Below are 26,429 nucleotides of genomic sequence, written 5' to 3'. Positions count from 1 at the left end.
AACGTCGGCGTCAGGTGAATTTGCGAAAGAAGTGGGTCGTATCGAACAATTCATCTAGCCGTTCATAGCGGTCTCTGGCATCGGGCCAGCGTTGCTCCTGGACCGAGGCGATCATGGTTTCCAGCAGCATCATGGTCGCGACGTTGGAATCCCATCCCGAAGGAATCTCCACCCAGCAATGAAAGGTCAAATCGGCGAGCGATGAGATGGGGGAGCCCCACTGGTCGGTGAATAGCACGATTCGCGCACCGCGCTGTTGCACGATCTCCGTCAGGCGCAGCAGGTTGGTCTCATAGCGCCGGATGTCGAAGATCAGCAGGGTGTCCCCCGGCTCCATGTCCAGCACGTAATGCGGCCAGGTCCCCGAGGACGAGGTCATATGGGTGACCCCAGGGCGCACCGCCTGGAAATGCGTGAAGGCATAATCGGCCAGGGCCTGGGTGATGCGCCCGCCGACAATGTAAAGGCGCTTCTCGGCATCGGCCAGTTGGCGGGTCGCTTGATCGAAGCGTTCGGTGTCGATATGGGCGAAGGTCTGCTGCAGGTTATTGGTGACCGCCTGGGAGAACCGGTTGAGCAGATGCCTCTTGGGGGCCTCGGATGACCAGTTGTCACGCCTCTTGGTGGGCCCTATCCCCTTTGCTTCAAGCTCGCGCAACAGCGCCTTGTGGAATTCCGGGTAGCCCTTGAATCCCAACTTCTTGACCATCCGCGCCACGGTGGGAGACGACACGCCCACGTTGCTCGCTACGATAGTGATTGAGGCGAGGCCAGCCGCGGGATAATTATCGAGCAGTGCATTGGCAAACTTGCGTTCCGCTTGCGTCAACGCCGAGTAGTGCTCTCGGATCAGTTCACGCACGGTTGAGGCGGCATTGGTGGTCGCCATCGCCCTGTCCTCCTGAATAGGCTTTGCGCGGATGTTGACCGTGATATTTCAGTGTTTTCGCGGCCTTTGAAAAAATATTGACACGTGGTCTTGGCGACGTCTATATCTTTACAGAGTCGCGGAGAAATCATGATGTCCAGCGAATTAGAACAATTATCCCCGAACGTCGAGACTCTCTATGGGTATGCCAAGGGCCCGGTTCTCCTGCTGTGCGAGCATGCGTCGTACCATATTCCCGAGCACTATCATGGGCTGGGGTTGGAGCCCTCCCATCGGCACAGTCATGCGGCATGGGATCCTGGCGCACGCGATGTGGCCGTTGCGCTGTCGGGATTGCTCAATGCCCCGCTGGTGGCGAGCCGTGTCTCGCGGCTGGTCTATGACTGCAATCGCCCTCCCGAGGCGGCAAGCGCAATGCCGGAGCGTTCCGAGGTCGTCGAGGTACCGGGCAATCGTGAGCTGACGTCAGCGCAGCGAGCCGCTCGAGTCGAGGCCGTCTACTACCCGTTTTGCCACGCGGTGACACAGGTGCTGGCACAGCGTACGGCTCACGATATCCCCACCGTGCTGATCACGGTTCATAGCTTCACGCCGACCTTTCATGGCCGGGTGCGCGCGGTCGAGGTCGGTATCCTGCATGATGTCGACCGCCGTCTGGCCGATGCGATGCTGGCGCACGCCGATCGCCTGCCTCATCGATGCATACAGCGCAACGCGCCCTACGGGCCGCAGGACGGCGTCACCCATTCGCTGGTGCGCCACGGTATCGACAATGGCCTGGCGAACGTGATGATCGAGATTCGTAACGATTTGCTGGCCACTCTGGAAGACGCCCACGCCATGGCGCGGGAGCTGATGCAGCTCATCCAGCCGGCGCTGGCAACGCTCGGTGTCGAGCTTACTCATAGGGAGGGTAAGCACGATGCCTAGCGCCATCCTCTGCTACATCAGCGCGATCGATGCGATGAACCGCTTCATTGGGCGGATCGCGATGTATCTGATCTTCGTGCTGATCGCAGTGCTGCTGTGGTCCTCGGTCTCCAAGATGTTCTGGAACCCCACGATGTGGACGCTGGAGACCGCACAATTCGTCATGGTGGCATATTTCGTGCTGGGTGGGCCCTACTCGATCCAAATGGGTTCGAACGTACGCATGGATCTCTTCTACGGCGACTGGAGCCCGAAAACCAAGGCGTGGGTCGATGCCTTCACGATCTTCTTCCTGCTCTTTTATCTCGGTGTTCTTCTCTATGGGGGGCTGGTGTCGATGGCCTACTCCCTCGGCTACTTCGGCGATGAGCCCTTCCACTTCTTCCTCAACCTCGTCGTCACCTTCTTCACGGAAGGGCCCGAAGCGGCCGCTGACAAGCTCGGTTTCCTGGAGCGTAGTCCAACGGCCTGGCGACCCTGGCTGTGGCCCATCAAGGCCGTGCTCTGTCTCGGTGTGTTGCTGATGATCCTTCAATCTCTCGCCGAATTTTTCCGGGATATCGGCCGTCTGCGCGGGGTGCTCGACTGATGTCGTACGAGATGATCGCCATCGTGATGTTCAGTTCGATGATGCTGATGCTGCTCACCGGGCAGCGTGTTTTTGGCGCCATCGGCTTCGTCGGCGCCTTGGCAGGCGTCCTGCTGTGGGGGACCGGCGGGGTGGATATCCCGTTCTCATCGGCGATGAAGCTGATGAAATGGTATCCGCTGCTGACCCTGCCGATGTTCATCTTCATGGGGTACGTGCTTTCGGAGAGCCGTATCGCGGATGACCTCTACCGGATGTTTCATGTCTGGATGGGCCCGGTCAAAGGCGGCCTGGCCATCGGCACGATCGGCCTGATGGTGCTGATCTCGGCCATGAACGGGCTGTCGGTGGCCGGGATGGCGATCGGCGCCACCATCGCCTTGCCCGAACTGCTGCGGCGCGGGTACGACAAGATCATGGTCACCGGCGTCATTCAGGCGGGGTCGAGTCTCGGCATTCTGGTGCCGCCCTCGGTGGTGCTGGTGCTGTACGCCATGATTGCGCGCCAGCCGGTAGGGCAGTTGTGGCTAGCCGGCGTGCTGCCGGGGCTGATGATGGCGTTGCTGTTCATCCTCTATATCTATGTGCGCTGCCGCCTTCAGCCCAGCTTGGGGCCCGTTCTTCCCGCCGAGGAGCGGAACGTGTCGCTGGCCGAGAAGCTGCGTCTGCTAAGGGCGGGGCTGCTGCCCCTGGTGATCTTTGCGGTGATGATGGTGCCTTTCGCCAAGGGTTGGACATCTTTGGTCGAAAGCTCCGCGGTCGGCGCGATGGCTGCGCTGCTGGCGGCTATCCTCAAGGGACGAATGACGCGCCAAGTCTTCGAGGTATCGGTGCGAAAGACGCTGGCCATCTCCTGCATGTTCATGTGGATCATCCTGGCGGCGCTGGCCTTCGGAGCCATATTCGACGGGCTGGGCGCGGTGAAGGCCATCGAGGGCTTGTTTACCGAGCGCCTGGGACTCTCGCCCTGGACGATTCTGATCCTCATGCAGCTCAGCTTCATCGTCATGGGAACCTTCCTCGATGATACCGCCATGCTGGTGATCGTGGCGCCGCTTTACGTGCCGTTGGTCGATGCGCTGGGGTTCGACCTGATCTGGTATGGCGTGCTCTACACGATCACGACGCAGATCGCCTACATGACGCCGCCGTTTGGATACAACCTTTTCCTGATGCGTGCCATGGCGCCTCCGGAGATCGGGCTGCGTGACATCTATTTATCCATCCTCCCCTTCGTGGTGGTGATGATGGCAGCCCTGAGCCTGGTGATGGTCTTTCCACAGATTGCCCTCTGGCTTCCAGGCTACGTTTATGGAAATTGATAGCAGTGTGACCGAGCAACAATAGCCCTACCCAGGGCTATGTCCATTCGATAGTGACACCAGGAGAACTAGAACAATGACAACAAGACGCAAATTTCTGATCAATGCCGCAGCCGGCGCTGCCATCGTGCCGCTGGCCTCGAGAGTCATGGCCCAGTCATCCTCCGAGCCGACCATCAAGTGGCGCATGCAGACCTATGCCGGGGCCGCCTTGGCCGAGCATGTTGCCAAGCCCGCCATCGACCTGTTCAACCAGATCGCCGGGGATCGCATGCAGATCGAGCTGTACAGTGCCGATCAGTTGGTGCCGACCGGGGAGTTGTTCCGGGCGATGCAGCGCGGCACCATCGACGCCGTGCAATCGGATGACGATTCGATGGCGTCGCCCACCGAGGTGACCGTCTTCGGCGGGTACTTCCCCTTCGGGTGCCGTTATAGCCTCGATGTGCCGGTGCTGTTCAATCAGTACGGACTCAAGGAAATCTGGGAAGAGGAATACGCCAAGGTCGGCGTCAAGCATGTCAGTGCCGGGGCCTGGGATCCGTGCCATTTCGCCACCAAGGAGCCGATTCGCAGCCTCAAGGACCTGGAGGGCAAGCGCATCTTTACCTTCCCTACCGCAGGGCGCTTTCTCTCCCGGTTCGGCGTCGTGCCGGTCACTTTGCCTTGGGAGGATATCGAGGTGGCCTTGCAGACCGGCGAGCTGGACGGGATCGCCTGGTCCGGCATCACCGAGGACTACACGGTCGGGTGGGCCAACGTCACCAACTACTTCCTGACCAACAACATCTCGGGTGCCTGGATTGGCCATTTCTTCGTCAATATGGAGCGCTGGGAGGAACTGCCGGAGGATCTCAGGGTACTGTTCGAGGTGTGCTGTGAACAGTCTCACTATCACCGCCAGTACTGGTACTGGGGCGGCGAGGCCAGACTGCGCGTCCACGGCGACAAGCTGGAGCTGACGTCCATTCCCGATGCCGAGTGGGATCAGGTAGAAACGGCGGCCCAGAAGTTCTGGGATGAAATCGCGGCGCAATCCGAGACCAAGGCCAAGGTGGTCGAAATCTTCAAGCAGTACAACGCCGATATGCGCAAGGCCGGCAGGCCCTATCGTTACGTCGATGCATGAGCCGGCCCCGTGCCCTGGCGCCTGCCGGGGCACGCCGCTTGAAAAGGGGAGGGGCGACCGAGCGTCGGGCCTCGTCATGGTGATGGCTATTGGGAGCCTCGGAAATGACCAACGCGCTGGCGTGGGATGCTCTGAAGACCAAGGTCGAGAGCGGTGAGATCGACACGGTGCTCGTGTGCATTGTCGACATGCAGGGGCGCCTGATGGGCAAGCGGCTCCATGCGCGTCACTTCGTGGATGATGGCTGGGACGAGACTCACTGCTGCAATTATCTGCTGGCCACGGATCTCGAGATGGCAACGCCCGATGGCTATGCCAGCACCTCCTGGCAGGCGGGGTATGGCGACTACATCATGAAACCGGACCTGGCCACGCTGCGATCCATGCCGTGGCTGGAAGGTACGGTCATGGTGTTGTGCGATCTGCTGGATCATCACACCCACGCTGAAGTGCCGCATGCGCCGCGGGCCATCCTCAAGCGCCAACTGGCGCGACTGGAGGAGATGGGGCTGGAGGCGATAATGGCCACCGAACTGGAGTTCTTCCTGTTCGAGAAAAGCCTCGACGACATTCGCAAGGGAGGGTTTCGCGACCTACAGCCGATCAGCGGCTACAACGAGGACTATCATATCTTCCAGACCACCAAGGAGGAGCATGTGTTGCGTCCGCTACGTAACCACCTCCAGGTGGCGGGCATCCCCGTGGAAGGCACCAAGGGCGAGGCCGGGGCCGGTCAGGAAGAACTCAACATCCGTTATGCGAAAGCACTCGATACGGCGGATTATCACACCATCGCCAAGCATGCGACCAAGGAGATCGCCTGGCAGCAGGGGCGGGCGGTGACGTTCCTGCCGAAATGGCACCACGCGCATTCGGGCAGTTCCAGTCACATCCACCAGTCGCTGTGGAAGCAGGGGCAGCCAGTCTTCCATGATGAGAGCGATGCGCTGGGCATGTCCGCTGTGATGAAGCATTACCTGGCGGGATTGCTGAAATACGCGCCTGACTACACCTACTTCCTGGCGCCCTACCTCAATAGCTACAAGCGCTTCCAGAAGGGCTCCTTCGCCCCCACGCGTACGGTCTGGTCGGTGGATAATCGTACCGCAGGGTTTCGTCTCTGCGCCGAGGGCACACAGGCGGTGCGCATCGAGTGTCGCATCGGCGGCTCGGACTTGAATCCCTATCTGGCCATGGCCGGCCAGTTGGCCGCCGGCATCAAGGGAATCGAGGAAGGTCTGGAATTGCCTCCTCCCGCCGAGGGCGATACCTACGAGGGCGGAACCGGCCTGATACCACAGGACCTGCGCGATGCCATGCAGGCCCTGAAGGATTCCACCATGCTGCGCGAAGCCTTGGGTGATGAGGTGGTCGATCACTATGCGCGTGCCGCCGAAGTGGAGCTGGAGGACTTTCAGCGGGTGGTGACCGATTATGAGGTTGTGCGAGGTTTCGAGCGGTGTTGAGGCTTTGTCTGAACACTGGCTGCGCTCGGCCATACAGGAAATAAGAAACGGGAGGGGATGATGGGGCATATTTTGAGGTGTATCTCGCCGATCAACGGGACGGTCTTCGCCGAGCGTGAGGCGCTATCGCCTGAGGCCGCGCGGCAGGCCGCGGATCGGGCGCGGGCGGCGCAGGCCGACTGGGCGGCACGTCCCCTTCGGGAGCGTATCGATCTGGTGCGGGCCGGCATCGCCGCCGTGGGAGCGATGAATGATGAGATAGTACCGGAGCTTGCGCAGATGATGGGGCGTCCGGTTGGTTATGGTGGCGAGTTCGGTGGCTTCGAGGAGCGGGGTAGCCATATGGCGACCATCGCCGAAGAGGCGCTGGCCGATATCGCGGTGGGCGAGGACGCCGCCGTCAAACGCTACATCAAGCGCATTCCGCACGGGGTGGTGCTGGTCGTGGCCCCCTGGAACTATCCCTACATGACGGCGATCAACACGGTGGCACCGGCGCTGATAGCAGGCAACAGCGTGCTGTTGAAGCATGCCACCCAGACCCTATTGGCAGGCGAGCGCATGGCGCGCGCCTTCCATTCGGCTGGGGTGCCCGAGGCGGTATTCCAGAATGTCTTCCTGGATCACGACACCACCTCGGCGCTGCTTGCCGATCGAGCGTTCGATTTCGTCAACTTCACCGGTTCCGTGGGCGGTGGCCGTGCCATGGAACAGGCGGCGGCCGGTACCTTTACCGGGTTAGGGCTCGAGTTGGGCGGAAAGGATCCGGGTTATGTCATGGAGGATGCCGACCTCGAGGCCGCGGTTGCCACCTTGATCGATGGGGCGATGTTCAACTCGGGGCAATGCTGCTGCGGGATCGAGCGCATCTATGTGCACGAGAATCTTTATGAGGCCTTTGTCGACAAGGCGGTGGCAATCGTCGAGGGCTACAAGCTGGGCAATCCACTGGCCGCCGATACGGATATCGGCCCCATGGCGAATATCCGCTTCGCTAGAGAGGTCCGTGACCAGGTCGATGAGGCCCTGACCGCCGGCGCGAGGGCCAGAGTCACGCCGAAGCCTGAAGATGATGGCGGCGCCTATCTGAGTCCGCAGATCCTCACGGAAGTGACGCACGATATGCGTGTGATGCGCGATGAAAGCTTCGGCCCGGTGGTCGGCATCATGAAGGTGAGTGGTGATGAAGAGGCCATCCAGTTGATGAACGACAGCCGCTTCGGCCTGACCGCTAGCCTGTGGACGGCCGATATCGCGCGTGCCCAGCGTGTGGGCGACCGGGTCGAGACCGGTACTGTGTTCATGAATCGTGCGGATTATCTCGACCCGGGTCTGTGCTGGACCGGCTGCAAGGAGTCGGGGCGCGGCGGCGGCTTGTCGGTGATCGGCTATCACAACCTGACACGCCCCAAGTCCTACTATTTAAAGAAAAAAACGACCTAAAGAAAACAACAATCTAAAGAAAACAAAACAACAGGCTGAAGAAGGTGACGATATGACATTGACCGGAAACTGGACGTATCCCACCGCCATCCGCTTCGGGGCTGGCCGGATCAAGGAGCTGCCCGAGGCCTGTGCCGAGGCGGGCATCACCCGGCCGCTGCTGGTGACGGATCGCGGCTTGGCCGAGCTGCCGATCACCGTCGCCGCGTTGGACATCCTGGAGACTTCGGGCCTGGGACGGGGACTCTTCGCCGAGGTCGATCCCAACCCCAACGAACGCAACCTGACGGCAGGGGTCGAGGCCTTTCGGGCAGGCGCTCATGACGGGGTGATCGCGTTCGGCGGTGGCTCGGGGCTGGATCTAGGCAAGATGGTGGCCTTCATGTCCGGTCAGACGCGTCCGGTGTGGGACTTCGAGGATATCGGCGACTGGTGGACGCGGGCCGATGCCGAGGCGATCGCTCCCATCGTGGCGGTGCCTACCACGGCCGGGACCGGCTCGGAGGTGGGGCGGGCCAGCGTCATTACCAACGCCGAGACCCACGAAAAGAAGATCATCTTCCATCCCAGAGTCCTACCCAGAGTGGTGCTCTGCGATCCCGAGCTGACGGTGGGTATGCCTAGGGCGATCACCGCCGGTACCGGGCTCGACGCCTTCGCCCACTGCGTGGAGGCGTTCTCGAGCCCGCACTATCATCCGATGAGCCAAGGCATCGCGCTGGAAGGCATGCGGCTGGTCAAGGAATACCTGCCGCGCGCCTATGCCGATGGCACCGACCTCGAGGCGCGTGCACACATGATGAGTGCGGCGATGATGGGCTCCACCGCTTTTCAGAAGGGGCTGGGGGCCATTCATGCGATGAGCCATCCGATTGGCGCGGTGTTCAACACCCATCACGGCACCACCAATGCGGTCTGCATGCCGGCGGTGCTTGAGTTCAACGCCGATTGCATCCGCGAACGATTCGACATGGCGGCTGCCTATTTGGGGATCGACGGCGGCTTCGACGGTTTCAGAGCCTTCGTGCAAGCGCTCAACGATCAGCTGGGTATCCCGCGTACGCTCTCCAAGATCGGCGCCGACCCGGAACGCATCGACGACTTGGCCGCAATGGCTATTCAAGATCCTAGCTGTGGAGGAAATCCGGTGGCCTTGACCGTCGAGGATCTCAAGGCGCTGTTCCGTCAGTGCATGTGAGCAGCGCGTGACAACCCGCACGCGGCTTTCACCCCTCGTGACCGGGGGCTATGACGATCATGCCAAGGGTGCCGAGAGCAGCCGCTGAGCCACCTGCGGTTAACGTTTCATTATATCGAATGGTTTGTGGGCTTTTTTGCGTTTTTCTTTTCAAAAAGGGCAACGAATAATGGCGCTATCCGCACCATATGCCCTGAATTCAATGAGAGGAATTTCGCATGGCCTTTCGCAATGTTTTGTTGGTGACCGCTTCCATTCTCGGTGAACACGGTCAGTCACGCGCGCTAGCGACGCATTTCAAGGCGCAGCTCGGCGCGCGCGATGATATCCAGCTCACCGAGCGCGATGTCGTGGCGCTCGACCTTCCGCATCTCGATGGCGCCGAAATGGCCAGTTGGATGACCGCTCCCGACGAGCGTGATGCGGCCCAGCATGAGCTGGCGGCGCGTTCCGATACGTTGATCGAGGAGGTGCTGGCGCATGATCTGATCGTACTGGCGGTGCCGCTTTACAACCTCGGCATTCCGAGCCAGCTCAAAGCGTGGTTTGACCGTGTTCTGCGGGCCGGCAAGACGTTCAAGTATACCGAAAGCGGCCCGGTAGGCCTGATCGAGGGGAAACGTGCACTGGTGCTCGCGGCACGCGGCGGTCAGTACGCCGGTACCGAGATGGATACTCAGACCGGCCACGTCAGCAGCTTGCTGGGTTTGATCGGCATTCGCGACATCGACTGGATCTATGCGGAAGGCCTCAACATGGGCGAGGCGGTACGTGAGCAGGCCATGGGTGAAGCGCGTCAGGCGGTGGCGAATTACACGGTGGAACGTCTCTGACCCTGATGCATGAGAGTAGCGAAACAACGCAGGAGGCGGCTCATGGTGAGCCGCCTTCTTCGTGTCAGGGCGAGACGCCTGGCATGAGGCACTGCGCCTGACGCTCGTCCAGTGACAAGCAGGTGCCGGCCTGCGGCACGAACACACGGCTAAACAGCGAGGCGAAGGCTTTCCTATCGGGACGCGCGCCGGCAACACGTTCACTGTCGATGGGGTGCCAGCCATCGGCGCCGTGTTCGGCAAGCGTGAAGTTGAACATGTGATAACCGGGCGTGCCCAGCCGCAGATCGGTGGCAATCAACTGGGTGGTGCCCTGGCGTTCCTCGGTGCGATAGCGCAGGAAAGGCCCGGCGAACCATGCAAGACGCCGCCCGGCCGCCGTCGCCAACGCGGCATCCTGCCATTCGCCGCCACGCGGCAGGCGGGTCAGCGCCATCGGTGTGTGGCCATCGAAGAGGCTCACGACGCCTTCGTAGTAGGCGTCGTCCTCGACCACCGTAACGCGCCAGAGCAGGGTGTTGAAGGGCGTCGGCTGGACCAGACGCGGGGCGTCCTCGAGCCCTTGGCTGGCCAGGCTCGGGCCGATGCGTGCGTCCACTGTGTTCTGTGCTGCGACGGCGAACGTTAGATAAAAACACGCCAACGTCAGTCCCCAGCCCAGCAGGCGAGGCGAATAGCCCTTGATCAGGGTGGCGACGACGCCCACCAGCAACGGCAGCGTAAAAAGCGGGTCGATGATGAAAATGCTGTGCCAACTCACGGGTGGCGTCGTCATCGGCCACCAGAGTTGGGTGCCATAGGTGGTGAAGGCATCCAGCATTGGATGTGTCAGCAGGCAGCTGCCAAACAGCAAGCCCCAGCGCCATGTGCCGATGGGCGGCGAGATTTGACGCCAACGCTCGCCTGCTCGGGCCAGCCCGGTCAGCAGCACGGCAAGGGCGCCGAGTACCCACAGGGAATGGCTGAATCCCCGATGATAGGTGTAATCGGCCACGGCGTCGCCATAGTCGATGACCACGTCGAGATCGGGCAACGTGCCGAGCACGGCGCCGGCGATGACGGCCTTGCGTCCTAGACGGCGGCCCAGCACGGTGCCGCCAATGGCGGCACCGAGGCAGGCCTGCGTCAGTGAATCCATGCGCTGTGATCTCCCCTTGAGGCGGCGTTTTGCCGGTAGGCGTTCATGCGGTGTTTAGCCACGGCGGCCGTTGTGCGCGTACCTGATGCTGGATCGGGCAGTCTTCGCGATGGGCGCCCGGCAGATAGCCGGTACTCATCAAAAACTCGTTGACGATCTCCGGACCGGTGAAGCGGAAGGTGCGTTTGAATAGCGTCACCCATTCCGACAACGCGAGCGGATGATGCGCGTCGAGCCAGTCGGCGAAACTGCCGTGAGACGTCTGCAAGGCGAGCACGACGTTGGCATTGTGAATCGCGGCGTCGACCTTGCGCCGATTGCGGATGATACCTGCATCCGCAAGCAGACGCGCCCTTTGCGTATCGTCGTAGGCGGCGACGCGTGCCACGGCAAAGTCATCGAAGGCCGCCGAAAACGCTTCGCGTTTCTTGAGCACCGTCAGCCAGGAAAGGCCGGCTTGATTGATTTCCAGAATCAGGCGCTCGAAGAGCCGGTCGTCGTCGCGCACGGGAAATCCATATTCGTGGTCGTGATAAGGCCCATGAAAGGGATGGCCAGGGGCATGGTCGCAATACGTACTCATGGGAAGTGTGCCTCGCGGGTGTTGACGAATCGCCCTGCCGGTGATGAATTCGCCGTGACCGGCGGGCTGGTTTACCATAGACGTTTAGCCTGCATAACATCATGAGGAGCTTACCATGCAGTACCTGCACACGATGGTCCGTGTTGCCGATCTCGACGCCTCGCTGCGTTTCTACTGTGACCTGCTGGGCCTCAAGGAAGTGCGACGCAAGGAGAACGAAAAGGGCCGCTTCACACTGGTGTTCCTCGCCGCGCCGGAGGACGAAGAACGTTCGCGCGAGCAAAAGGCTCCAGAAGTCGAGCTGACCTACAACTGGGCCCCGGAGACTTATACCGGCGGCCGCAACTTCGGCCACCTGGCGTATCGTGTCGACGATCTCTACGCCTTGTGCCAGCACCTGATGGATAACGGCGTGACCATCAATCGCCCACCGCGCGACGGCCACATGGCTTTCGTCCGTTCGCCGGACGGCATTTCCGTGGAGTTGTTGCAAAAGGGCGATGCGTTGCCCGCTCAGGAACCGTGGGCGTCGATGGAAAATACCGGTAGCTGGTAAGCCGCCACGTGCCGCGCCCCTTCCCGCGATGGATGGGGCGCGACTATCGCTGGAGGCTGAACGACCTTCTTGAGCTGGAAAGGATGCCAAGCATGTCACAAGACGTGACCCTCCCCGCGGCGTTGCGCGATGCATTTCGCCGTGAAGCCGACACGCTCGACGGCATCGACCGCGATGTCTACCTCACCAATCGGCGTGACCCGCTGGAGCCGATCATCGGCTTGGGCCCACGCGACGCGCCGGTGGGCATTTTCGGACGTGACCCCGGCCGTCAGGAGGTCGTGCATGGCGCACCCTTCGTGGGCAGCGGGGGCCAGAAGGTGCGCGCCGGGTTGTACAAGCATCTGCACGGGGAGGCACTGCCCGATTTCGAGGCCTCGCTCGCCGTGGGGCAGCGTTATTTCTGGGCCAACACCGTGCCCTACAAGCCGGTCGGCAACAAGGCGTGGTCGATGGCGGTCAAGAAGCGCTTTCAGCCCTTGATGGCGGAGCTTTTGATCGCTCACTGGCAAGGTCGCACTTTGATTACTCTGGGGCGCGAGGCGTTCTTGTGGTTCGCCATCGGCCAGTCGCGCGAGATCAAGCGTGAACTGGAGGCGTTCTGGGCTCGCGAGGACCGCTTCGAGGCGCTGCATACCACCATGCTGTCACTCCCTGACGGGCGTAGTGCCGAGTTCCAGCTGGCGCCGCTGCCGCATCCCTCACCTCTCAATCAAACCTGGTTCAAGCGCTTTCCGGCATTGCTGGAGGCACGCCTCGCTGCTCTGGAGTGCGCCCACTGAGTAGTGGGAGGAGTGGTATAAGGCGCCGGATTAGTCAGGGTGCATCGCCAAGCGCCCGCTGCCCATGAACATGATCGCCAGGGCACCGCACAGGAACATGCCCTGCAACTCTAGCGTCCAGCCGCCTTGCGCATTGAGCGTCAGCAACTCGTCGTGGTGGACGAGGATAAACGCCACCAGCATGTCGCCGGCCATCAACAGGCCGCCGATGCGTGCCTGCCAGCCCAAGATGGCCATCAACGGCGCGATGATCTCCCCGATGAGTACCCCATACGCGAGAAAGACCGGGACGCCCATGGCGTCGAGCATATTGCCGATGTCGGTGATGCTGGCAGGCGACAAGAGCTTGTCGATGCCGTGCAACAGAATCAGCCCACCCACGGCCAGGCGCAGAATCAGTTTTCCCAGGTCATCATGATGCAGCAGTCGTTGCATAGGCTCGGCATCCTTTAGTCGTGTGAAACCGGCAGTCGTATGAAACCGGCATCTAGCCGGGCAAGGCGTGTGAACTTTCGCATGTTCGCGCGCCGCTCACCAGTCACGATACTTAGTAACATTTATTTACGTTTTACTAGCACTTTGGTGCGCATTAACTAAGCTTTCTTAGCAAATGCCGCTGGAAGCGGATCCTTGCAGATATTGGCACCGATACTGGCGGATAAGGCCGTCATCCGGTGGCGTCAAATAACGATCCTTGCCCTGAGGTCCACCGAAAAGGGGGCGGAGGCGAGGACGCTACGTTGCGAATCACGCAACGGTACGCGGGTACAAAGGGATATCCAAGATGACTTCAAGGGCCTTGCAGCGGCTCTGGGGATGGTCGTGTAGTGCGCCGGGGGTATTACCGCTGGAGCACCGACGCAGCTACGAGGTGGTAGCGCAAACCTTCGTGCTCGCAAGCCTGGGGCATTTGCTGTTTGCATGCGTGCTGATCGGCTTGCAGATTCCGCTGCTGATTGTTTTGAACCTCGCCTGCGTGGCGACCAATACCGCGGCGTTGATGCTGCACCGACGCTTGCGACTGACCTGGGCGATGACCGTCAAGCTGACCGCTACGCTGGTGTTGATCACGCTGAGCGTGTGGCTGATCGGCCCCGATGCTGGCTTCGAATATTACTTTTTCTTGCTGCTTTGCGAGATGTTGATCAGCGATATGGCGGCCCGTTACAAGATCGTGATGAGTACCACGATCGGTAGCGTGGCGCTGGCCACGCTGTTGATGGCACCGCATTCCACTCCCTGGATGCTTGAAACCGCAAGTTTTCGCGAAGACATCCGCTTGACCAATCTGGTCATGGTCTTTTTGATTCTGGGGCTGATCCTGTGGCGGCTGCATGCGATCACCGAGCGCTGCGAGCACCATTTTCGACGCGACGCTACCCACGATTATCTCACCACGGTGCTCAACCGGCGCGCCATCTTTCATGAAGCCGACATGCTGTGGCAACGGGGGCAGGATTTCACGCTCCTGCTGCTCGATGCCGACCACTTCAAGCAGGTCAACGATACCCATGGCCACACCGCGGGCGATGAAGTCTTGCGTCACCTGGCGTATATAGTGCGTGGCGCCTTGCGCGAAGACGACCGGCTCGGGCGCGTAGGCGGTGAGGAATTCCTGATCGTATTCCCCGACAGCACGCGAGACGAGGTGCTCACGGTCGCATCGCGCATTCGTCGATGCCTGTCGGACCAGCCGTGTCGGATGGAAGCGTTGACCCTTCCGGTGACGTTCTCCATGGGCATGGCCGCGGCTCAGGAAGTCACGTCATTGCAAGCGCTCATCGACATGGCCGACCGCCGCTTGTATCGCGCCAAGTCTGCCGGGCGCGATCAGCTGGTCATGTGTGACCTGGAAATCATCGGGCCGGCGGCGGCGTTGTGACATGTCCGGACATACTATGTAGACATCGTTTCATCTAATACGGATACCCTAGCGCAACGAAGCGACAACATGGCATTTTGCTTATTTGGCGTTTGACGAATTTCATGCTGCAAAGCGGCTAAATTCATACACGAATCGTCCTTTTGATGCGCCGAATATGGCTAACCTTGCTAGGGAATCGATGCAGGGGAAGGCCCGTCGCATGACGTGGTCTAACGCAATAAAAAGGGATTCGCTCATCATGCCGCTACGTACCTATCGTCTCTGGGGAGGCCGAGGCGCATCGCTGCCTCCGTATTGCCCCCTGCCGCCGGAATACCGGCGTTATTTCGATACCTTTGCCCACCTGTACGCCATGGCGTTGGTAGCCTATGCCGGCTTGATGCTACCGCTGTTCGTCTGGCTAGGAAGCCCTGGTCCGGTATTGATCGTCCTATTCAGCGTCTTGATGACGTTGGGTGCACGCGGGCTGCATCATCGGGGCTACATGGCCTGGGGCGCGGCCTTGCTGTGGGGCATGATGTTGCTGCTGATTGGCGAGTCGATTCGTCTCTACGGCGCCGGCGTCGGCTTTGAATTCTACGTGGGCCTGGCATTGCTGGTGCTGCACATCAGCGCGATCCCGCGCAGCTACAAGATCGTGTTGTCGTTGTTGCTGCTGGGCGTGATCGGCGTGTTGTTGATGAGCATGCACCAGGGTGCGCCCTCGGTTGCGCTATCACCGACGGTGGCGACGTGGCTGTTGTGGGTCAATCTAGTGCTGACGGGGGCGCTATTCGCCGGCGTGCTGATGGGACTGGAAGGCGTCACCGAACGGCTCGAGCGTGCGTATCGCCGTGAAGCGCTGCACGACATGCTGACCGGCGCTCTCAATCGTCGCGCGATCGTCGCCATTGCCGAGCGCTGGCAGCGCGCCAAGCGGCCTTTCGCCGTGGTGCTGCTGGATGTCGATCATTTCAAGCGGTTCAACGATCTGCATGGGCACGCCACGGGCGATGCGGCGCTCTGCCATCTCGTGAATTGCCTGCGCCAGGGTTTGCGCGACGGTGACATGTTGGGGCGTTACGGCGGTGAGGAATTCATGCTGCTGCTACCGGGAACGTCGCGTGCCGACGCCATGGCGGTCGCCGAGCGCGTCGCGACCTTCGTGCGCGACCAGCCCTTGGTGCTGCCGGATAAGTCGCTCGGAATGACCGTCAGTCAAGGCCTCGCCACTCAGGACGAGGCGGCGACGCTAAGCGCCATGATCGCCTTGGCCGATCGGCGGTTGTATGCCGCTAAAGGCGCAGGGCGCGATCGTGTCATGTCCTGGGAGTCATTCGGCACGTTGTCCCCCATGCCGACCCGGTGTGTCGTCGAAGGCGCCGAGGCGTGCCCGTTCGAACCGCCTCGCCGCCATGACGACTCAGTGATCAAGGCGTGAAGCGAAGCGCTCGAGAACGCGCTGCAGCCAGGCGGCCATGCGGTTGGCTAGCGAGGTACATAACACCCAGGGCAGCAACAGCAAGGCGATGGCGAGTGCCCCCATGTAGACGTCGCTGAACCAATGGCCGCCGCCGATGATGCGTGGCGCGCTCAAGGCGACGGCCAATACGGCACTGACGAGGCCGACGCGACGTCCCGCGAAATGCCACATGAACGCAGTAAAAATCATCAGCATCAGGCCGTGATCGCCGGGAAAGCTGTTGCCCGAGCGATCCTTGGTGGCGAAGCTCACTTCTTGCGACAACAGATGAACCCCATTGTGCGTCAGGGTTGGGCTGGGGTGACCGTAGGTCACCAGTTTATTGACCAGTAAGCTCACTAGTCCTGCAGTGACTAGCATGCTCACGCCGATGGCACCCCAGCGTTTCAGGCGTTCGGGGCGTGTGTCCTGGCGCATGGCCCATGCGAAGACAGCGGCCAGGGCCAGGAAGCTGACAATATCGAAATCACGGTTGTTGAGCACGGCGACCAGTGTCGTCCACAGCGGATGGTCGGCGATCGACAGCGTTTGATTGAAGAACCAGAAGATGTCGTCGTCGAGGGTCGACCAGAGGGGAAAATGCGGCAGCCACCAACTGAGGAGCAAGGCCAGCCCCAGCATGTTGTAGCAAGCGATTCGGGTGATTTTCATGAGCCTGAAAACGAGGTGGATGAAACTCGTATTCTAACGCTTCATTATCATTGTGAACAGCGTTTGATAACTCGATGTTCAGCCGTGTATCCCGGTGGCGACCCCCTGGCGGGGAGAGATGTCGTCCTGCATGACGGGTGTTAGACCGTCAAGAAATGCCTGCAACTCGGTACGGCGACGCAGGGCGGTGAAGCGCCTGGCGGCTTCGTCGTCACGCCCACGCATCTGATTGAGCCACTGCTTGAGCAGCGAGACCACGATCTTTTCCGGTAGGTGCATACGCATACGTTGGGCATAGGCCGCCAACACTTCGGCACGTACCGCCCAGGGCGTCTCCGGCAAGTGCTCGCCAGTACGCTGCCAATGCTTGATGCGCCGCGCCAGCCAGGGATCCGCGAGCATGCCGCGTCCCAGCATCACATCCGTGCAGCCCGATAGCGTACGGGCCTTCCAATAGTCTTCCAGTGTCCATATATCGCCGTTGGCGATCACCGGAATCGTCAGCCGGGCGCGAATCCGACCGATCCACTCCCAATGCGCGGGGGGGCGATATCCTTCGCGACGGGTGCGGGCGTGCACCACCAGGTGCGCTGCGCCTCCGGCTTCGGCAGCCTCGGCACAGGCGAGTGCCACTCGTTTGTCGTCAAACCCCAGGCGGATCTTGGCGGTGACATCGATCCCCAGGGGCGTCAGCGCCTCATGTACGGCACGCACGACGCGGTAGACGCGCTCGGGGTCGCGCAGCAGCGAGGCGCCGCCGTCATGGCGATTGACGGTCTTGGCCGGGCAGCCGAAGTTGAGATCGACCTGGCGGGCGCCGAGTGCTTGGGCGTGCACCGCGTTGGCGGCCAGGGCATCGGGGTCGGAACCGAGTAGCTGCAGGTGAACCGGCGTACCGTTCGAGGTCGCGCAAGTGGCGTGTTCGAGCTCGGGGCAGTGACGCAAGAACACGCGCGCCGGCAGACGTGCGTCGACCACGCGCACGAATTCGGTCACCGTCCAGTCGAGCGCCCCGTCGGCGCTCAACAAATCCCGCGTGATCACATCGATCACACCTTCCATCGGGGCTAAGCCGATGCGCCCGCTGGCCACTTGCGTCATGTCTTCGCCATCACCCTTGGTGTCATTGCAAAATCCCCTGAATCGGGCAGGGTATTATGTCATTACCCCCGGACGATAAGGAAAACGCCAATGTCCGCATCGCCACTGCTTCAGGAAGGGTTGAGCCTGATGGCCTTCGGCATGGGCTTCGTCTTCGTGTTCTTGACGCTGCTGGTGGCGGTCACCAGCGGCATGTCGCGGCTGGTGACGCGCTTCTCGCCGCCCGCGCCGGGACCGGCCACACCACCGCCAGCCTCGACGACGCCCGATGATCCCGAGTTGATGGCGGTGATTGGCGCGGCGGTGCGGCGTTATCGCCGCCATCACGACAATTGAACGACGCCCGCGTTGCCGAGGCGCGCCGAGATTCCGGATTAGCCATCATCAGGAAGGGTTCATGAGCGATATTCAACGTCCGCTGGGCATTACCGACGTGGTGCTGCGCGATGCGCACCAATCCCTATTCGCCACGCGCATGCGTCTCGACGACATGCTTCCCATCGCTGACAAGCTCGATCGCGTGGGGTTCCGGTCGGTGGAGTCGTGGGGCGGCGCGACCTTCGATGCTTGTATCCGTTACCTGGGGGAAGACCCCTGGGCGCGTATCCGTGCCCTGAAGGACGCCATGCCCAATACCCCGCAGCAGATGCTGTTGCGCGGCCAGAACCTGCTCGGTTATCGGCATTACGCCGACGACGTGGTCGACACCTTCGTCGAGCGCGCCAAGGTCAACGGCGTGGATGTGTTCCGCGTCTTCGACGCGATGAACGACACGCGCAATCTCGAGCGTGCGCTCAAGGCGGTGGTGGCTTGCGAGGGGCATGCCCAGGGCACCCTGGCGTACACCGTGAGCCCCGTGCACACGCTGGAAAGCTGGCTGGACATGGCCAAGCGCATCGAGGACATGGGCGCGCACTCGCTGGCGATCAAGGACATGGCGGGGCTACTGACGCCCTACAGCGCGTATGAATTGGTTTCGCGGCTCAAGCAAACGGTGGCGCTGCCCATTCAGTTGCATTGCCACGCCACCACGGGGCTTTCCACAGCGACGTTGCTCAAGGCCATCGAAGCCGGTGCCGACGCCGTCGACACGGCGATCTCCTCCATGGCGATGACCTATGGCCACTCGCCTACCGAATCGTTGGTGGCGATGTTGCGCGAGACGCCGCACGACACCGGACTCGACTTAGAGCTGCTCGAGGACATCGCTGCTTACTTCCGCGAGGTGCGCAAGAAATACGCCGCCTTCGAGGGCTCATTGAGGGGTATCGATTCGCGCATCCTGGTGGCGCAAGTGCCCGGCGGCATGCTCACTAACATGGAAGGCCAGCTCAAGGAACAAGGCGCCAGTGACAAGCTCGATGAGGTGCTGACCGAGATCCCGCGTGTCCGCGAGGACCTGGGCTACATCCCGTTGGTCACGCCCACCTCGCAGATCGTGGGCACGCAGGCAGTAATGAACGTGATGATGGGCCGTCGTTATCAGTCGATTTCCAAAGAGGTGCAGGCACTACTCAAGGGCGAATACGGTGCCGCGCCGGCGCCTTTCGACGAGGCCTTGCAAACGCGTGCGCTGGCGGGCGGTGAGCCGATTACGTGTCGACCCGCCGACCGTCTTGCCCCCGAGATGGAGCGCCTTGCGGGCGAACTCAAGGACAAAGCCGAGACCGAGAAAGTGCGCCTGGCCGAGGGCGAGCGCGAGATCGACGACGTGCTGACCTATGCGTTGTTCCCGCAGATCGGCTTCAAGTTCCTCGCTCATCGTGACGACCCTGAGGCTTTCGAGCCTGCCCCTCAGGCGCTGACCGAGGCCGCCGACGAGCCGCGTGAGGCGTCTCCGGTCACGCCCTCGTCGCCAAGCGCTCCTCGCGAACCCGAAACCTATACCGTTACCGTCAACGGCAAGGCCTATGTGGTGGAAGTCGCCGAAGGCGGCGAGGTGGCGTCCGTCGACTCGCGCGACGTCGCCCCCGCCACCGCCCCGCAGGAAGCGCCGACAACGCCGGCGAGCGGTGGCGATCCGGTGACCGCGCCACTGGCGGGCAACATCTTCAAGGTCAACGTCTCGCCCGGCGATAGCGTCGCCGAGGGTGACGTGGTGATCATTCTCGAAGCGATGAAGATGGAGACAGAAGTCCGTGCCGCATCGGCCGGCAGCGTCTCCCACGTCGCGGTCAAGGAGGGCGACAGCGTCGCCGTCGGTGATGAATTGATCCGTTTGTGAGGCGCGTCGCATGGATAAACTGCTAGGCCTTTGGCAAGGCTCGGGCCTCTACAACATGACCCTCGGCCAGGCGGCGATGATCGTCGTCGGTCTGGTGTTGCTGTTCCTGGCCATCCGCAAGGGTTTCGAACCGCTGCTACTGGTGCCCATCGGCTTCGGGGGCATTCTTGCCAACATCCCCGAGGCGGGGCTGGCGCTGTCGGCGGCGGAACAGGCCGTGCACCTGGGTAATGCCGAGGTACTCCATGCCCTGGGCGGGGCGCTCAATGTGAGTGTGGACCCCGGGGCGGGGCCGGCCGTATGGCGCGCGAGCTTGAATCAGGCGTTGCAGGGCGATACCGCACCGGCGATGCTGCGCGCGGCCGGTGACGTGGCGGAAGGCGCCGGCTACGCCAACGGTATGTTGTACAACTTCTACAACGTGGCGATCGCCTCCGGCGTGGCGCCGTTGGTGATCTTCATGGGGGTCGGGGCGATGACCGACTTTGGTCCGCTTTTGGCCAACCCCAAGACGCTGTTCCTGGGCGCCGCCGCGCAGTTCGGTATCTTTGCCACGTTGCTCGGCGCGGTGGGCATGACGACGCTGGGCTGGATGGATTTCTCGCTCAAGCAAGCCGCCGCCATCGGCATCATCGGCGGCGCCGACGGCCCCACCTCGATCTACGTGTCGAGTCTACTGGCGCCGGAGTTGCTGGGTGCGATCGCCGTGGCATCCTATTCGTACATGGCCTTGGTGCCGTTGATCCAGCCGCCGATCATGCGTGCTCTGACCACCGCCAAGGAGCGTCGCATCGCCATGACGCAGCTGCGGCCGGTGTCGAAGACCGAGAAGATTTTCTTTCCCCTGGTACTGCTGATCCTGGTCGCGTTGTGCCTGCCGGATGCCGCGCCGCTGCTGGGCATGTTCTGTTTCGGCAACCTGATGCGCGAGTGCGGTGTGGTCGAGCGACTGTCGGATACCACCCAGAACGCCCTGATCAATATCACCACCATCTTCCTGGGGCTCTCGGTGGGCTCCAAGCTGGTGGCCGACAAGTTCCTCGCCATGGAGACGCTGGGCATCCTGGGCCTGGGCGTGGTGGCCTTCGGCATCGGCACTGCTTGCGGCGTGCTGATGGCCAAGCTGATGAACCGACTGACGCGCGAGCCGATCAATCCGCTGATTGGCTCGGCCGGCGTTTCGGCGGTCCCCATGGCTGCGCGTGTCTCCAACAAGGAGGGACTGCGCTACAACACACAGAACTTCCTGCTGATGCACGCCATGGGGCCCAACGTGGCGGGCGTCATCGGCTCGGCGGTGGCGGCGGGGGTGATGATCAAGTATCTAGGTTAAAGCGTCGAGCGGAGTGAGGCGCCCCTTGAGGCGTGAGGTCAGCTCGCTCAGGTCGCTGTCGCGTTCGCGGGGCCAGGCGATGTCGAGCGTCACGCCGTCGGCGTCGTAATCGGCGCTCTCGATGAGCGCATCCTGCGTGGCGAGCCACTCGCGGGCGATGGCCTCGCCGGCGAAATCGATGCGTATCCGCAGCGTTCGACGCTCGATGAAGGAGCGCCGTGGCAGGCCCTCGAGTGCCTGGACGACCGCCTGCGTATAGGCGCGGACCAGGCCGCCGGTGCCCAGCTTGGTGCCGCCGAAGTACCGAATCACCACACAGCCGACCTGCCCCAGCCCCGAGCCTTCCAGCGCCTGATACATGGGCCGCCCCGCGGTACTGCCGGGCTCGCCATCGTCGGAAAAGCCAATGGCGTTCTGCTCACCGGGCGCACCGGCGATATAGGCCGTGCAGTGATGGCTAGCGTGGGGATGAGCGGCCCGCGCTTGCGCCAGCAACGCGTCGAAACTGGCGATATCGGGGATAAAAGCCGTCCAGGTAATGAAGCGGCTCTTCTCGATTTCGATCTCATGGTAGCGATGCTCACCGGATGCGAGGTCGGGAATCGCGTAGCGCATCAGTGACTCGTGGGCGCGTGACGCATCACGCCCATCACCAGACCCAGTACTTGTACATCGTCGTTCTTGAGATAGATGGGCGGCATGTCATCGTTGGCGGGTTGCAGGCGCACACCGGATTTTTCGATATAAAGCCGCTTGAGTGTGACTTCCTGATTGTTGATCTGTACCACGGCGGTTTCGCCGTTTTCGGCCGACTCGAAGCGCTCGATGATGATGATATCGCCATCGAAGATGTTGCTGTCGATCATCGAATCGCCGCGCACGCGCAAGGCATAGGTATTGCGTCGAACCATGCGCGACGGCACGTGAATGGCCGCGTCGTCGAGGCAGGCCTCCATGGGCAGCCCGGCCGCGACCACGCCCAACAGGGGAATCTCGACGAAATCGGTGGCGTCGATCTCTTCCCAGGCGGCGTCCGATAGTGGCAGGTTCGGCAGGCGTTGCAGGTAGTGCGGCGTAACGTGCGACATGACCCTCTCCCTCGGATGATCCTGCGGCATCATAGCAAGGCGGGGCGAGGCGGCAAATCCCGCTGGCGATATGGAGTTGGTAAAGGGGCTTGGGCCGCGCCCGCGCCTCGGATAGACTGCGGGCTCTCATGCATGGCTCGAGCATCGGGCCGCGACTCATCCTGGGGAATTCCGGCAGCGCATGCGCCTCACGTCCATCAAATTGGTCGGCTTCAAGTCGTTCGTCGATGCGGTCAATGTGCCGTTCGCCGGCAACATGACCGCCATCGTCGGCCCCAATGGCTGCGGCAAGTCGAACATCATCGACGCCGTGCGCTGGGTGATGGGCGAATCCTCCGCCAAGACGCTGCGCGGCGAGTCGATGACCGATGTCATCTTCAACGGCTCCACCGGGCGCTCGCCGGTGGGGCAGGCGTCCATCGAACTGGTCTTCGACAACAGTGACGGGACCATGGGCGGCGCTTACGCCCAGTACGCCGAAATCTCCGTCAAGCGCCAGGTCACCCGCGACAGCCAATCCAACTATTTCTTCAACGGCCAGAAGTGCCGACGTCGCGATATTTCCGATCTCTTCCTGGGCACGGGGCTGGGGCCGCGTTCTTACGCCATCATCGGCCAGGGCATGATTTCGCGGTTGGTCGAGGCGCGCCCCGAGGAGCTGCGCTCGACACTGGAGGAAGCGGCGGGTGTTTCCAAGTACAAGGAACGCCGCCGCGAAACCGAGAATCGCTTGCGCCGCACTCAGGAGAACCTCGACCGCCTCGACGACATTCGCGAAGAGCTCGATAAGCAGCTCGAGCGTTTGAAGCGCCAGGCCGATGCCGCGCGGCGCTACCAGACTCTGAAAGACGAGGAATATCGCCTCAAGGGCGAGCTGGCGCTGCTGCGTACGCGGGCGTTTCGGACCCAGCAGCATACTCAGGAACAGCACGTCCGCGAGCTGGAAAATCAGGTCGAGCACGAGATCCTCGGCCAGCGCCAATGCGAAAGTCGTTTGGAAGAATCGCGTCTGGCGCACGATGAGGTCGCCGCCGAGCTGGAGACCCATCAAGCCCGCTTCTATGAGACTGGCGCCGAGATCGCGCGGATCGAGCAGTCCATCGAGCATGCGCGTTCGCGCGATCAGCAACTCGCCCAGGATATCGAGGACGCGCGCCGCGAGCTGAGCGAACTCGAACAGTTGGGGTCCCAGGACGACGAGCGCCGTGCGGCCTTGGACGAGCGTCTGGAAAGCATCGCCCCCGAGCTTGAAGAGGCCCAGGAAACGCTGGAGATGCTGCAGGAATCGCTGGACGCCGCCGACGAAGAAGCCACCACCGCGCAACAAGAGTGGGAGCGTTTCAACGAAAGCGATCGTGATGTGGCGCACGGGGCCGAGCGTGCCCAGGACGACGTTCGTCGCCTCGAAAACGCCATCGCCGAATTGGACGATCAGATCGGCAAGCGTCGCCAGCAACGCCAGGAACTGCCCGATGTCGAGGCGTTGCGCGGCGAGCGCGGTGAACTGCGTGAGCAACTCGAGGCACTGGATCTCGATCAGGAAGCACTGGAAAGCCAGCGCGAACGCTTGCAGCAACAGCGCGAGGACGCCCAGACACGCCTCGACGAAGCAGCAGCCCAGCGCGACACTCAGCGTTCGCAGCTGAGCCGCCTGCAGGGCGAGCTGGCCTCGGTGGAGGCATTGCTCGATGCCGCCTTGACCGATGACGACGCCGCCCTGGAGTCGCATCTCGCACATCACGACCTGGCCGAGGCCCCGCGCCTGGCCGAACGGCTGGAGGTCGCCGCACCCTGGGAGACGGTCGTGGCCTGGGCCCTGGCGCCATGGCTCAAGGCGCGTCTCGCGTCGTCGTCCGCCATGGCCGAGATCGTCGCCGACGCTCCGCCTGCTGAATTGGCCTTGCTGGGTGGCGATGACGTGGCGCCGGTGGCCGGCACATTGAGGGCACAGGTCGACGGCGCCGGGGCGCTGGGCACTTGGCTCAATGGCATTCACTGCGCCGCCGATGAGGAGGCCGCCTGGGCAATGTGCACGCGCTTGGCGGAGGGCGAGAGCGTGATCACCCCTGGCGGGCTATGGTTGGGCCCGGATTGGGTACGCCGGCGTGGCGAGTCGGCATCCGATGATGGGGTGCTGGTTCAGCGCCGTCGACGTGAGGCACTGCAGGCCGATATCGCGGCGCTCGAAGCCTCGCTCGAGACGCTTGAGGAGACCTTGCAGGTCGCGCGTGAAGCGGTGGAACACGCGGCGGCGGAACTCGAATCGCTGCGTCTTCAGGAGCGCGATCTTGGGCAGCGTCGCCAGCAGGTGGCCTCGCGCGAGGCCGGGCTGGCGAGCCGTCTGGAACAGCTCGACGCACGCTCCCGTGAGCTCGATGACGATGTGGCGCAGCTCGTCGAGCGCCATGCCGAGCGACGCCTGGAACTCGAGGAAACGCGTGAGCGCTGGCAGGCGGCGATGAGCGACGTGGACGCCAACAGTCAGACCCGCGAGAGACTGGAAAATCAGCGTCGCGACTCGCGAGAAAAAGCGCAATCCCTACGCCAGCAGGTAGCGCCTGCGCGCGAGCGCCAGCAACACCTGGCGATGGAGCGTCAGCGTTTGGAGACGGAGCGCTCGGGGCTCGATCAGCAGCATGCGCGCTCGCGCGATCAGCGTGAGCGTCTGGCCGAAAAACTCGCCATGCTCGAAGAGCAGCGCGCCACCTTGCGTGAACCGGAAGAGGAAACGCGGGAACGGCTCGACGAATTGCTCGACCGGCGCAGTCGCGAGGAAGCGACGCTCAACGCCTCGCGCGATCGCGCCCATCAGTTGGCCGAGACATTGCGCGACACCGAGGCCACGCGTCAGCAACACGAACGCAACCTCGACGGTCTACGCGGCAAGCTCGAAGAAGCGCGTATGCAGGTGCAAGCCCTGACGCTGAAAGCCGATACGCAGGATGAACACCTCGAAGAACTCGGGCACGATGTCGACGCGTTGCGTGAAGGGCTCGATCCCAACGCCACCGAATCGGCTTGGCAGACCCGGCTCGACGAGCTCGGCGATAAGATCCGCCGTCTCGGCGCCATCAACCTGGCGGCCATCGAGGAGTACGACCAGCAGGCCGAGCGTCGTGACTATCTCGAGGCCCAGCATGCCGAATTGAGCGAGGCCATCGAGACTCTGGAAAAGGCGATTCGACGTATCGATCAGGAAACGCGGACGCGTTTCAAGCAGACTTTCGATCAGGTCAATGACGGCTTCGGCGAACTTTTTCCCAAGGTCTTCGGCGGTGGGGCCGCATGGTTGACGCTAACCGGCGACGATTTGTTAGAGACGGGGGTGGCCATCATGGCGCGCCCACCGGGCAAGAAAAACACCACCATTCATCTGCTGTCGGGGGGTGAAAAAGCACTTACGGCATTGTCGCTGGTATTTGCTATCTTTCAGCTTAACCCGGCACCATTCTGTATGCTCGACGAAGTCGATGCACCGTTGGATGATGCCAACGTGGGACGTTACGCCAAGCTGGTGAAAGAAATGTCCGAGAGTGTTCAGTTCATTTACATCACACACAATAAGATTGCCATGGAAGCGGCCGAACGATTGATGGGCGTGACCATGCAGGAAGCCGGGGTATCCCGGCTGGTATCGGTAGGAATCGACGAGGCGGCGACCCTGGCAGACGCATGAACGACTTGCAGAAAATCGCCAAAAGGGTTACCAACACTATTGTGTGAGCCTCGACAGGGATATTGAAGGGTGATTGCTCTGAGCTAAGGGACCTACTTGACATTCAAAAAAAGTGGCCCTTTTTTTGTTAATCGCGCTATGCTTCTTCACG

Annotated in this window: 24 protein-coding genes; 16 read left to right on the top strand and 8 right to left on the bottom strand. The window is 62.0% G+C overall.

What is annotated here, in order from left to right:
- Positions 1 to 10: 10 nt before the first annotated feature.
- On the bottom strand, positions 11 to 889 hold the full coding sequence (locus OP494_RS11220; RefSeq protein WP_280540834.1) for a MurR/RpiR family transcriptional regulator: 879 nt from the start codon (positions 887 to 889) through the stop codon (positions 11 to 13).
- 132 nt (positions 890 to 1,021) lie between these two features.
- Between OP494_RS11220 and OP494_RS11215 the strand changes: the two genes are divergently transcribed.
- From OP494_RS11215 to OP494_RS11180, 8 genes are all read left to right on the top strand, one after another.
- Positions 1,022 to 1,819: an N-formylglutamate amidohydrolase gene (locus OP494_RS11215; protein ID WP_280540833.1), complete on the top strand. Its 798-nt coding sequence runs from the start codon at positions 1,022 to 1,024 to the stop codon at positions 1,817 to 1,819.
- On the top strand, positions 1,812 to 2,408 hold the full coding sequence (locus OP494_RS11210; RefSeq protein ID WP_280540831.1) for a TRAP transporter small permease subunit: 597 nt from the start codon (positions 1,812 to 1,814) through the stop codon (positions 2,406 to 2,408). Before OP494_RS11215 ends, OP494_RS11210 begins: the two co-directional genes overlap by 8 nt.
- The gene (locus OP494_RS11205) at positions 2,408 to 3,730 is read left to right on the top strand and encodes a TRAP transporter large permease subunit (protein ID WP_280540830.1); all 1,323 of its coding nucleotides are present in this window, start codon (positions 2,408 to 2,410) and stop codon (positions 3,728 to 3,730) included. The genes OP494_RS11210 and OP494_RS11205 overlap by 1 nt, the downstream gene beginning before the upstream one ends.
- 76 nt (positions 3,731 to 3,806) lie before the next feature.
- Complete coding sequence (locus OP494_RS11200) at positions 3,807 to 4,859, top strand: TRAP transporter substrate-binding protein (protein WP_280540829.1); 1,053 nt, start codon at positions 3,807 to 3,809, stop codon at positions 4,857 to 4,859.
- 104 nt (positions 4,860 to 4,963) lie between these two features.
- Entirely contained in the window at positions 4,964 to 6,325 is a 1,362-nt protein-coding gene (locus OP494_RS11195) for a glutamine synthetase family protein (protein ID WP_280540828.1), read from the top strand.
- 60 nt (positions 6,326 to 6,385) lie between these two features.
- Positions 6,386 to 7,768 carry an aldehyde dehydrogenase family protein gene (locus OP494_RS11190; protein WP_280540827.1) on the top strand — a complete coding sequence of 461 codons (1,383 nt, stop codon included), beginning with the start codon at positions 6,386 to 6,388 and terminating at the stop codon, positions 7,766 to 7,768.
- Positions 7,769 to 7,820: 52 nt separating this feature from the next.
- Positions 7,821 to 8,966, top strand: a complete 1,146-nt coding sequence (locus OP494_RS11185) for an iron-containing alcohol dehydrogenase (RefSeq protein ID WP_280540825.1) — start codon at positions 7,821 to 7,823, stop codon at positions 8,964 to 8,966.
- Positions 8,967 to 9,184: 218 nt separating this feature from the next.
- A complete protein-coding gene (locus OP494_RS11180) occupies positions 9,185 to 9,799 on the top strand; it encodes an NAD(P)H-dependent oxidoreductase (protein ID WP_280540824.1) in 615 nt (204 codons plus the stop codon).
- Positions 9,800 to 9,863: 64 nt separating this feature from the next.
- Here the strand turns inward: OP494_RS11180 and OP494_RS11175 are convergent, their stop codons facing one another.
- Positions 9,864 to 10,937: a metal-dependent hydrolase gene (locus tag OP494_RS11175; protein WP_280540823.1), complete on the bottom strand. Its 1,074-nt coding sequence runs from the start codon at positions 10,935 to 10,937 to the stop codon at positions 9,864 to 9,866.
- A 43-nt stretch (positions 10,938 to 10,980) separates the two neighbouring features.
- Complete coding sequence (locus OP494_RS11170) at positions 10,981 to 11,520, bottom strand: DNA-3-methyladenine glycosylase I (RefSeq protein WP_280540822.1); 540 nt, start codon at positions 11,518 to 11,520, stop codon at positions 10,981 to 10,983.
- Positions 11,521 to 11,635: 115 nt separating this feature from the next.
- On the opposite strand from OP494_RS11170, the gene OP494_RS11165 reads away from it, so the two are divergent.
- Together OP494_RS11165 and OP494_RS11160 are read left to right on the top strand one after the other, a co-directional pair.
- Entirely contained in the window at positions 11,636 to 12,076 is a 441-nt protein-coding gene (locus tag OP494_RS11165; RefSeq protein ID WP_280540821.1) for a VOC family protein, read from the top strand.
- 92 nt (positions 12,077 to 12,168) lie between these two features.
- Positions 12,169 to 12,858, top strand: a complete 690-nt coding sequence (locus tag OP494_RS11160) for a uracil-DNA glycosylase family protein (RefSeq protein ID WP_280540820.1) — start codon at positions 12,169 to 12,171, stop codon at positions 12,856 to 12,858.
- 30 nt (positions 12,859 to 12,888) lie between these two features.
- Here OP494_RS11160 and OP494_RS11155 read toward each other — a convergent pair whose 3' ends face one another.
- On the bottom strand, positions 12,889 to 13,293 hold the full coding sequence (locus tag OP494_RS11155) for a DoxX family protein (protein WP_280540818.1): 405 nt from the start codon (positions 13,291 to 13,293) through the stop codon (positions 12,889 to 12,891).
- A 349-nt stretch (positions 13,294 to 13,642) separates the two neighbouring features.
- Here OP494_RS11155 and OP494_RS11150 point away from each other — a divergent pair, with 349 nt between their 5' ends.
- On the top strand, positions 13,643 to 14,740 hold the full coding sequence (locus OP494_RS11150) for a GGDEF domain-containing protein (RefSeq protein ID WP_280540817.1): 1,098 nt from the start codon (positions 13,643 to 13,645) through the stop codon (positions 14,738 to 14,740).
- Between the two features lie 241 nt (positions 14,741 to 14,981).
- Entirely contained in the window at positions 14,982 to 16,163 is a 1,182-nt protein-coding gene (locus OP494_RS11145) for a GGDEF domain-containing protein (protein WP_280540816.1), read from the top strand.
- On the opposite strand, the gene OP494_RS11140 is transcribed toward OP494_RS11145, so the two are convergent.
- Positions 16,146 to 16,856 (bottom strand): phosphatase PAP2 family protein, encoded by a 711-nt coding sequence (locus OP494_RS11140; protein WP_280540815.1) that lies wholly within the window; start codon positions 16,854 to 16,856, stop codon positions 16,146 to 16,148. The genes OP494_RS11145 and OP494_RS11140 overlap by 18 nt on opposite strands.
- Before the next feature lie 78 nt (positions 16,857 to 16,934).
- The gene (locus OP494_RS11135; protein WP_280540814.1) at positions 16,935 to 17,957 is read right to left on the bottom strand and encodes a tRNA-dihydrouridine synthase family protein; all 1,023 of its coding nucleotides are present in this window, start codon (positions 17,955 to 17,957) and stop codon (positions 16,935 to 16,937) included.
- A 90-nt stretch (positions 17,958 to 18,047) separates the two neighbouring features.
- Between OP494_RS11135 and OP494_RS11130 the strand changes: the two genes are divergently transcribed.
- The 3 genes from OP494_RS11130 (at position 18,048) to OP494_RS11120 (ending at position 21,514) form a co-directional block, all read left to right on the top strand.
- Positions 18,048 to 18,293, top strand: coding sequence for an OadG family protein (locus OP494_RS11130; RefSeq protein WP_280540813.1), 246 nt, complete (start codon positions 18,048 to 18,050; stop codon positions 18,291 to 18,293).
- A 61-nt stretch (positions 18,294 to 18,354) separates the two neighbouring features.
- Entirely contained in the window at positions 18,355 to 20,181 is a 1,827-nt protein-coding gene (gene oadA, locus OP494_RS11125) for a sodium-extruding oxaloacetate decarboxylase subunit alpha (protein WP_280540812.1), read from the top strand.
- Between the two features lie 10 nt (positions 20,182 to 20,191).
- Positions 20,192 to 21,514 carry a sodium ion-translocating decarboxylase subunit beta gene (locus OP494_RS11120; RefSeq protein WP_280540810.1) on the top strand — a complete coding sequence of 441 codons (1,323 nt, stop codon included), beginning with the start codon at positions 20,192 to 20,194 and terminating at the stop codon, positions 21,512 to 21,514.
- On the opposite strand, the gene OP494_RS11115 is transcribed toward OP494_RS11120, so the two are convergent.
- Both OP494_RS11115 and OP494_RS11110 read right to left on the bottom strand, forming a co-directional pair.
- Positions 21,506 to 22,129, bottom strand: a complete 624-nt coding sequence (locus OP494_RS11115) for a YigZ family protein (protein ID WP_280540809.1) — start codon at positions 22,127 to 22,129, stop codon at positions 21,506 to 21,508. The two genes, OP494_RS11120 and OP494_RS11115, sit on opposite strands and share 9 nt — an antisense overlap.
- Positions 22,129 to 22,602 carry a LexA family transcriptional regulator gene (locus OP494_RS11110; RefSeq protein ID WP_280540808.1) on the bottom strand — a complete coding sequence of 158 codons (474 nt, stop codon included), beginning with the start codon at positions 22,600 to 22,602 and terminating at the stop codon, positions 22,129 to 22,131. Before OP494_RS11110 ends, OP494_RS11115 begins: the two co-directional genes overlap by 1 nt.
- A gap of 181 nt (positions 22,603 to 22,783) precedes the next feature.
- Between OP494_RS11110 and smc the strand changes: the two genes are divergently transcribed.
- A complete protein-coding gene (gene smc / locus OP494_RS11105) occupies positions 22,784 to 26,278 on the top strand; it encodes a chromosome segregation protein SMC (protein ID WP_280540807.1) in 3,495 nt (1,164 codons plus the stop codon).
- Positions 26,279 to 26,429: the final 151 nt, after the last annotated feature.

The organism is Chromohalobacter sp. 11-W (assembly GCF_029889905.1).
Taxonomy (GTDB): Bacteria; Pseudomonadota; Gammaproteobacteria; order Pseudomonadales; family Halomonadaceae; genus Chromohalobacter.
Note: the sequence above shows the minus strand (reverse complement) of the source record. Positions and strands in the feature narration are given on the sequence as shown.

What these genes read in the sequence shown, in the direction of transcription:
- OP494_RS11220 (WP_280540834.1), bottom strand. Translation starts at nt 889, where the DNA reads ATGGCGACCACCAATGCCGCCTCAACCGTGCGTGAACTGATCCGAGAG.
- OP494_RS11215 (WP_280540833.1), top strand. Translation starts at nt 1,022, where the DNA reads ATGTCCAGCGAATTAGAACAATTATCCCCGAACGTCGAGACTCTCTAT.
- OP494_RS11210 (WP_280540831.1), top strand. Translation starts at nt 1,812, where the DNA reads ATGCCTAGCGCCATCCTCTGCTACATCAGCGCGATCGATGCGATGAAC.
- OP494_RS11205 (WP_280540830.1), top strand. Translation starts at nt 2,408, where the DNA reads ATGTCGTACGAGATGATCGCCATCGTGATGTTCAGTTCGATGATGCTG.
- OP494_RS11200 (WP_280540829.1), top strand. Translation starts at nt 3,807, where the DNA reads ATGACAACAAGACGCAAATTTCTGATCAATGCCGCAGCCGGCGCTGCC.
- OP494_RS11195 (WP_280540828.1), top strand. Translation starts at nt 4,964, where the DNA reads ATGACCAACGCGCTGGCGTGGGATGCTCTGAAGACCAAGGTCGAGAGC.
- OP494_RS11190 (WP_280540827.1), top strand. Translation starts at nt 6,386, where the DNA reads ATGGGGCATATTTTGAGGTGTATCTCGCCGATCAACGGGACGGTCTTC.
- OP494_RS11185 (WP_280540825.1), top strand. Translation starts at nt 7,821, where the DNA reads ATGACATTGACCGGAAACTGGACGTATCCCACCGCCATCCGCTTCGGG.
- OP494_RS11180 (WP_280540824.1), top strand. Translation starts at nt 9,185, where the DNA reads ATGGCCTTTCGCAATGTTTTGTTGGTGACCGCTTCCATTCTCGGTGAA.
- OP494_RS11175 (WP_280540823.1), bottom strand. Translation starts at nt 10,937, where the DNA reads ATGGATTCACTGACGCAGGCCTGCCTCGGTGCCGCCATTGGCGGCACC.
- OP494_RS11170 (WP_280540822.1), bottom strand. Translation starts at nt 11,520, where the DNA reads ATGAGTACGTATTGCGACCATGCCCCTGGCCATCCCTTTCATGGGCCT.
- OP494_RS11165 (WP_280540821.1), top strand. Translation starts at nt 11,636, where the DNA reads ATGCAGTACCTGCACACGATGGTCCGTGTTGCCGATCTCGACGCCTCG.
- OP494_RS11160 (WP_280540820.1), top strand. Translation starts at nt 12,169, where the DNA reads ATGTCACAAGACGTGACCCTCCCCGCGGCGTTGCGCGATGCATTTCGC.
- OP494_RS11155 (WP_280540818.1), bottom strand. Translation starts at nt 13,293, where the DNA reads ATGCAACGACTGCTGCATCATGATGACCTGGGAAAACTGATTCTGCGC.
- OP494_RS11150 (WP_280540817.1), top strand. Translation starts at nt 13,643, where the DNA reads ATGACTTCAAGGGCCTTGCAGCGGCTCTGGGGATGGTCGTGTAGTGCG.
- OP494_RS11145 (WP_280540816.1), top strand. Translation starts at nt 14,982, where the DNA reads ATGCCGCTACGTACCTATCGTCTCTGGGGAGGCCGAGGCGCATCGCTG.
- OP494_RS11140 (WP_280540815.1), bottom strand. Translation starts at nt 16,856, where the DNA reads ATGAAAATCACCCGAATCGCTTGCTACAACATGCTGGGGCTGGCCTTG.
- OP494_RS11135 (WP_280540814.1), bottom strand. Translation starts at nt 17,957, where the DNA reads ATGACGCAAGTGGCCAGCGGGCGCATCGGCTTAGCCCCGATGGAAGGT.
- OP494_RS11130 (WP_280540813.1), top strand. Translation starts at nt 18,048, where the DNA reads ATGTCCGCATCGCCACTGCTTCAGGAAGGGTTGAGCCTGATGGCCTTC.
- oadA (WP_280540812.1), top strand. Translation starts at nt 18,355, where the DNA reads ATGAGCGATATTCAACGTCCGCTGGGCATTACCGACGTGGTGCTGCGC.
- OP494_RS11120 (WP_280540810.1), top strand. Translation starts at nt 20,192, where the DNA reads ATGGATAAACTGCTAGGCCTTTGGCAAGGCTCGGGCCTCTACAACATG.
- OP494_RS11115 (WP_280540809.1), bottom strand. Translation starts at nt 22,129, where the DNA reads ATGCGCTACGCGATTCCCGACCTCGCATCCGGTGAGCATCGCTACCAT.
- OP494_RS11110 (WP_280540808.1), bottom strand. Translation starts at nt 22,602, where the DNA reads ATGTCGCACGTTACGCCGCACTACCTGCAACGCCTGCCGAACCTGCCA.
- smc (WP_280540807.1), top strand. Translation starts at nt 22,784, where the DNA reads ATGCGCCTCACGTCCATCAAATTGGTCGGCTTCAAGTCGTTCGTCGAT.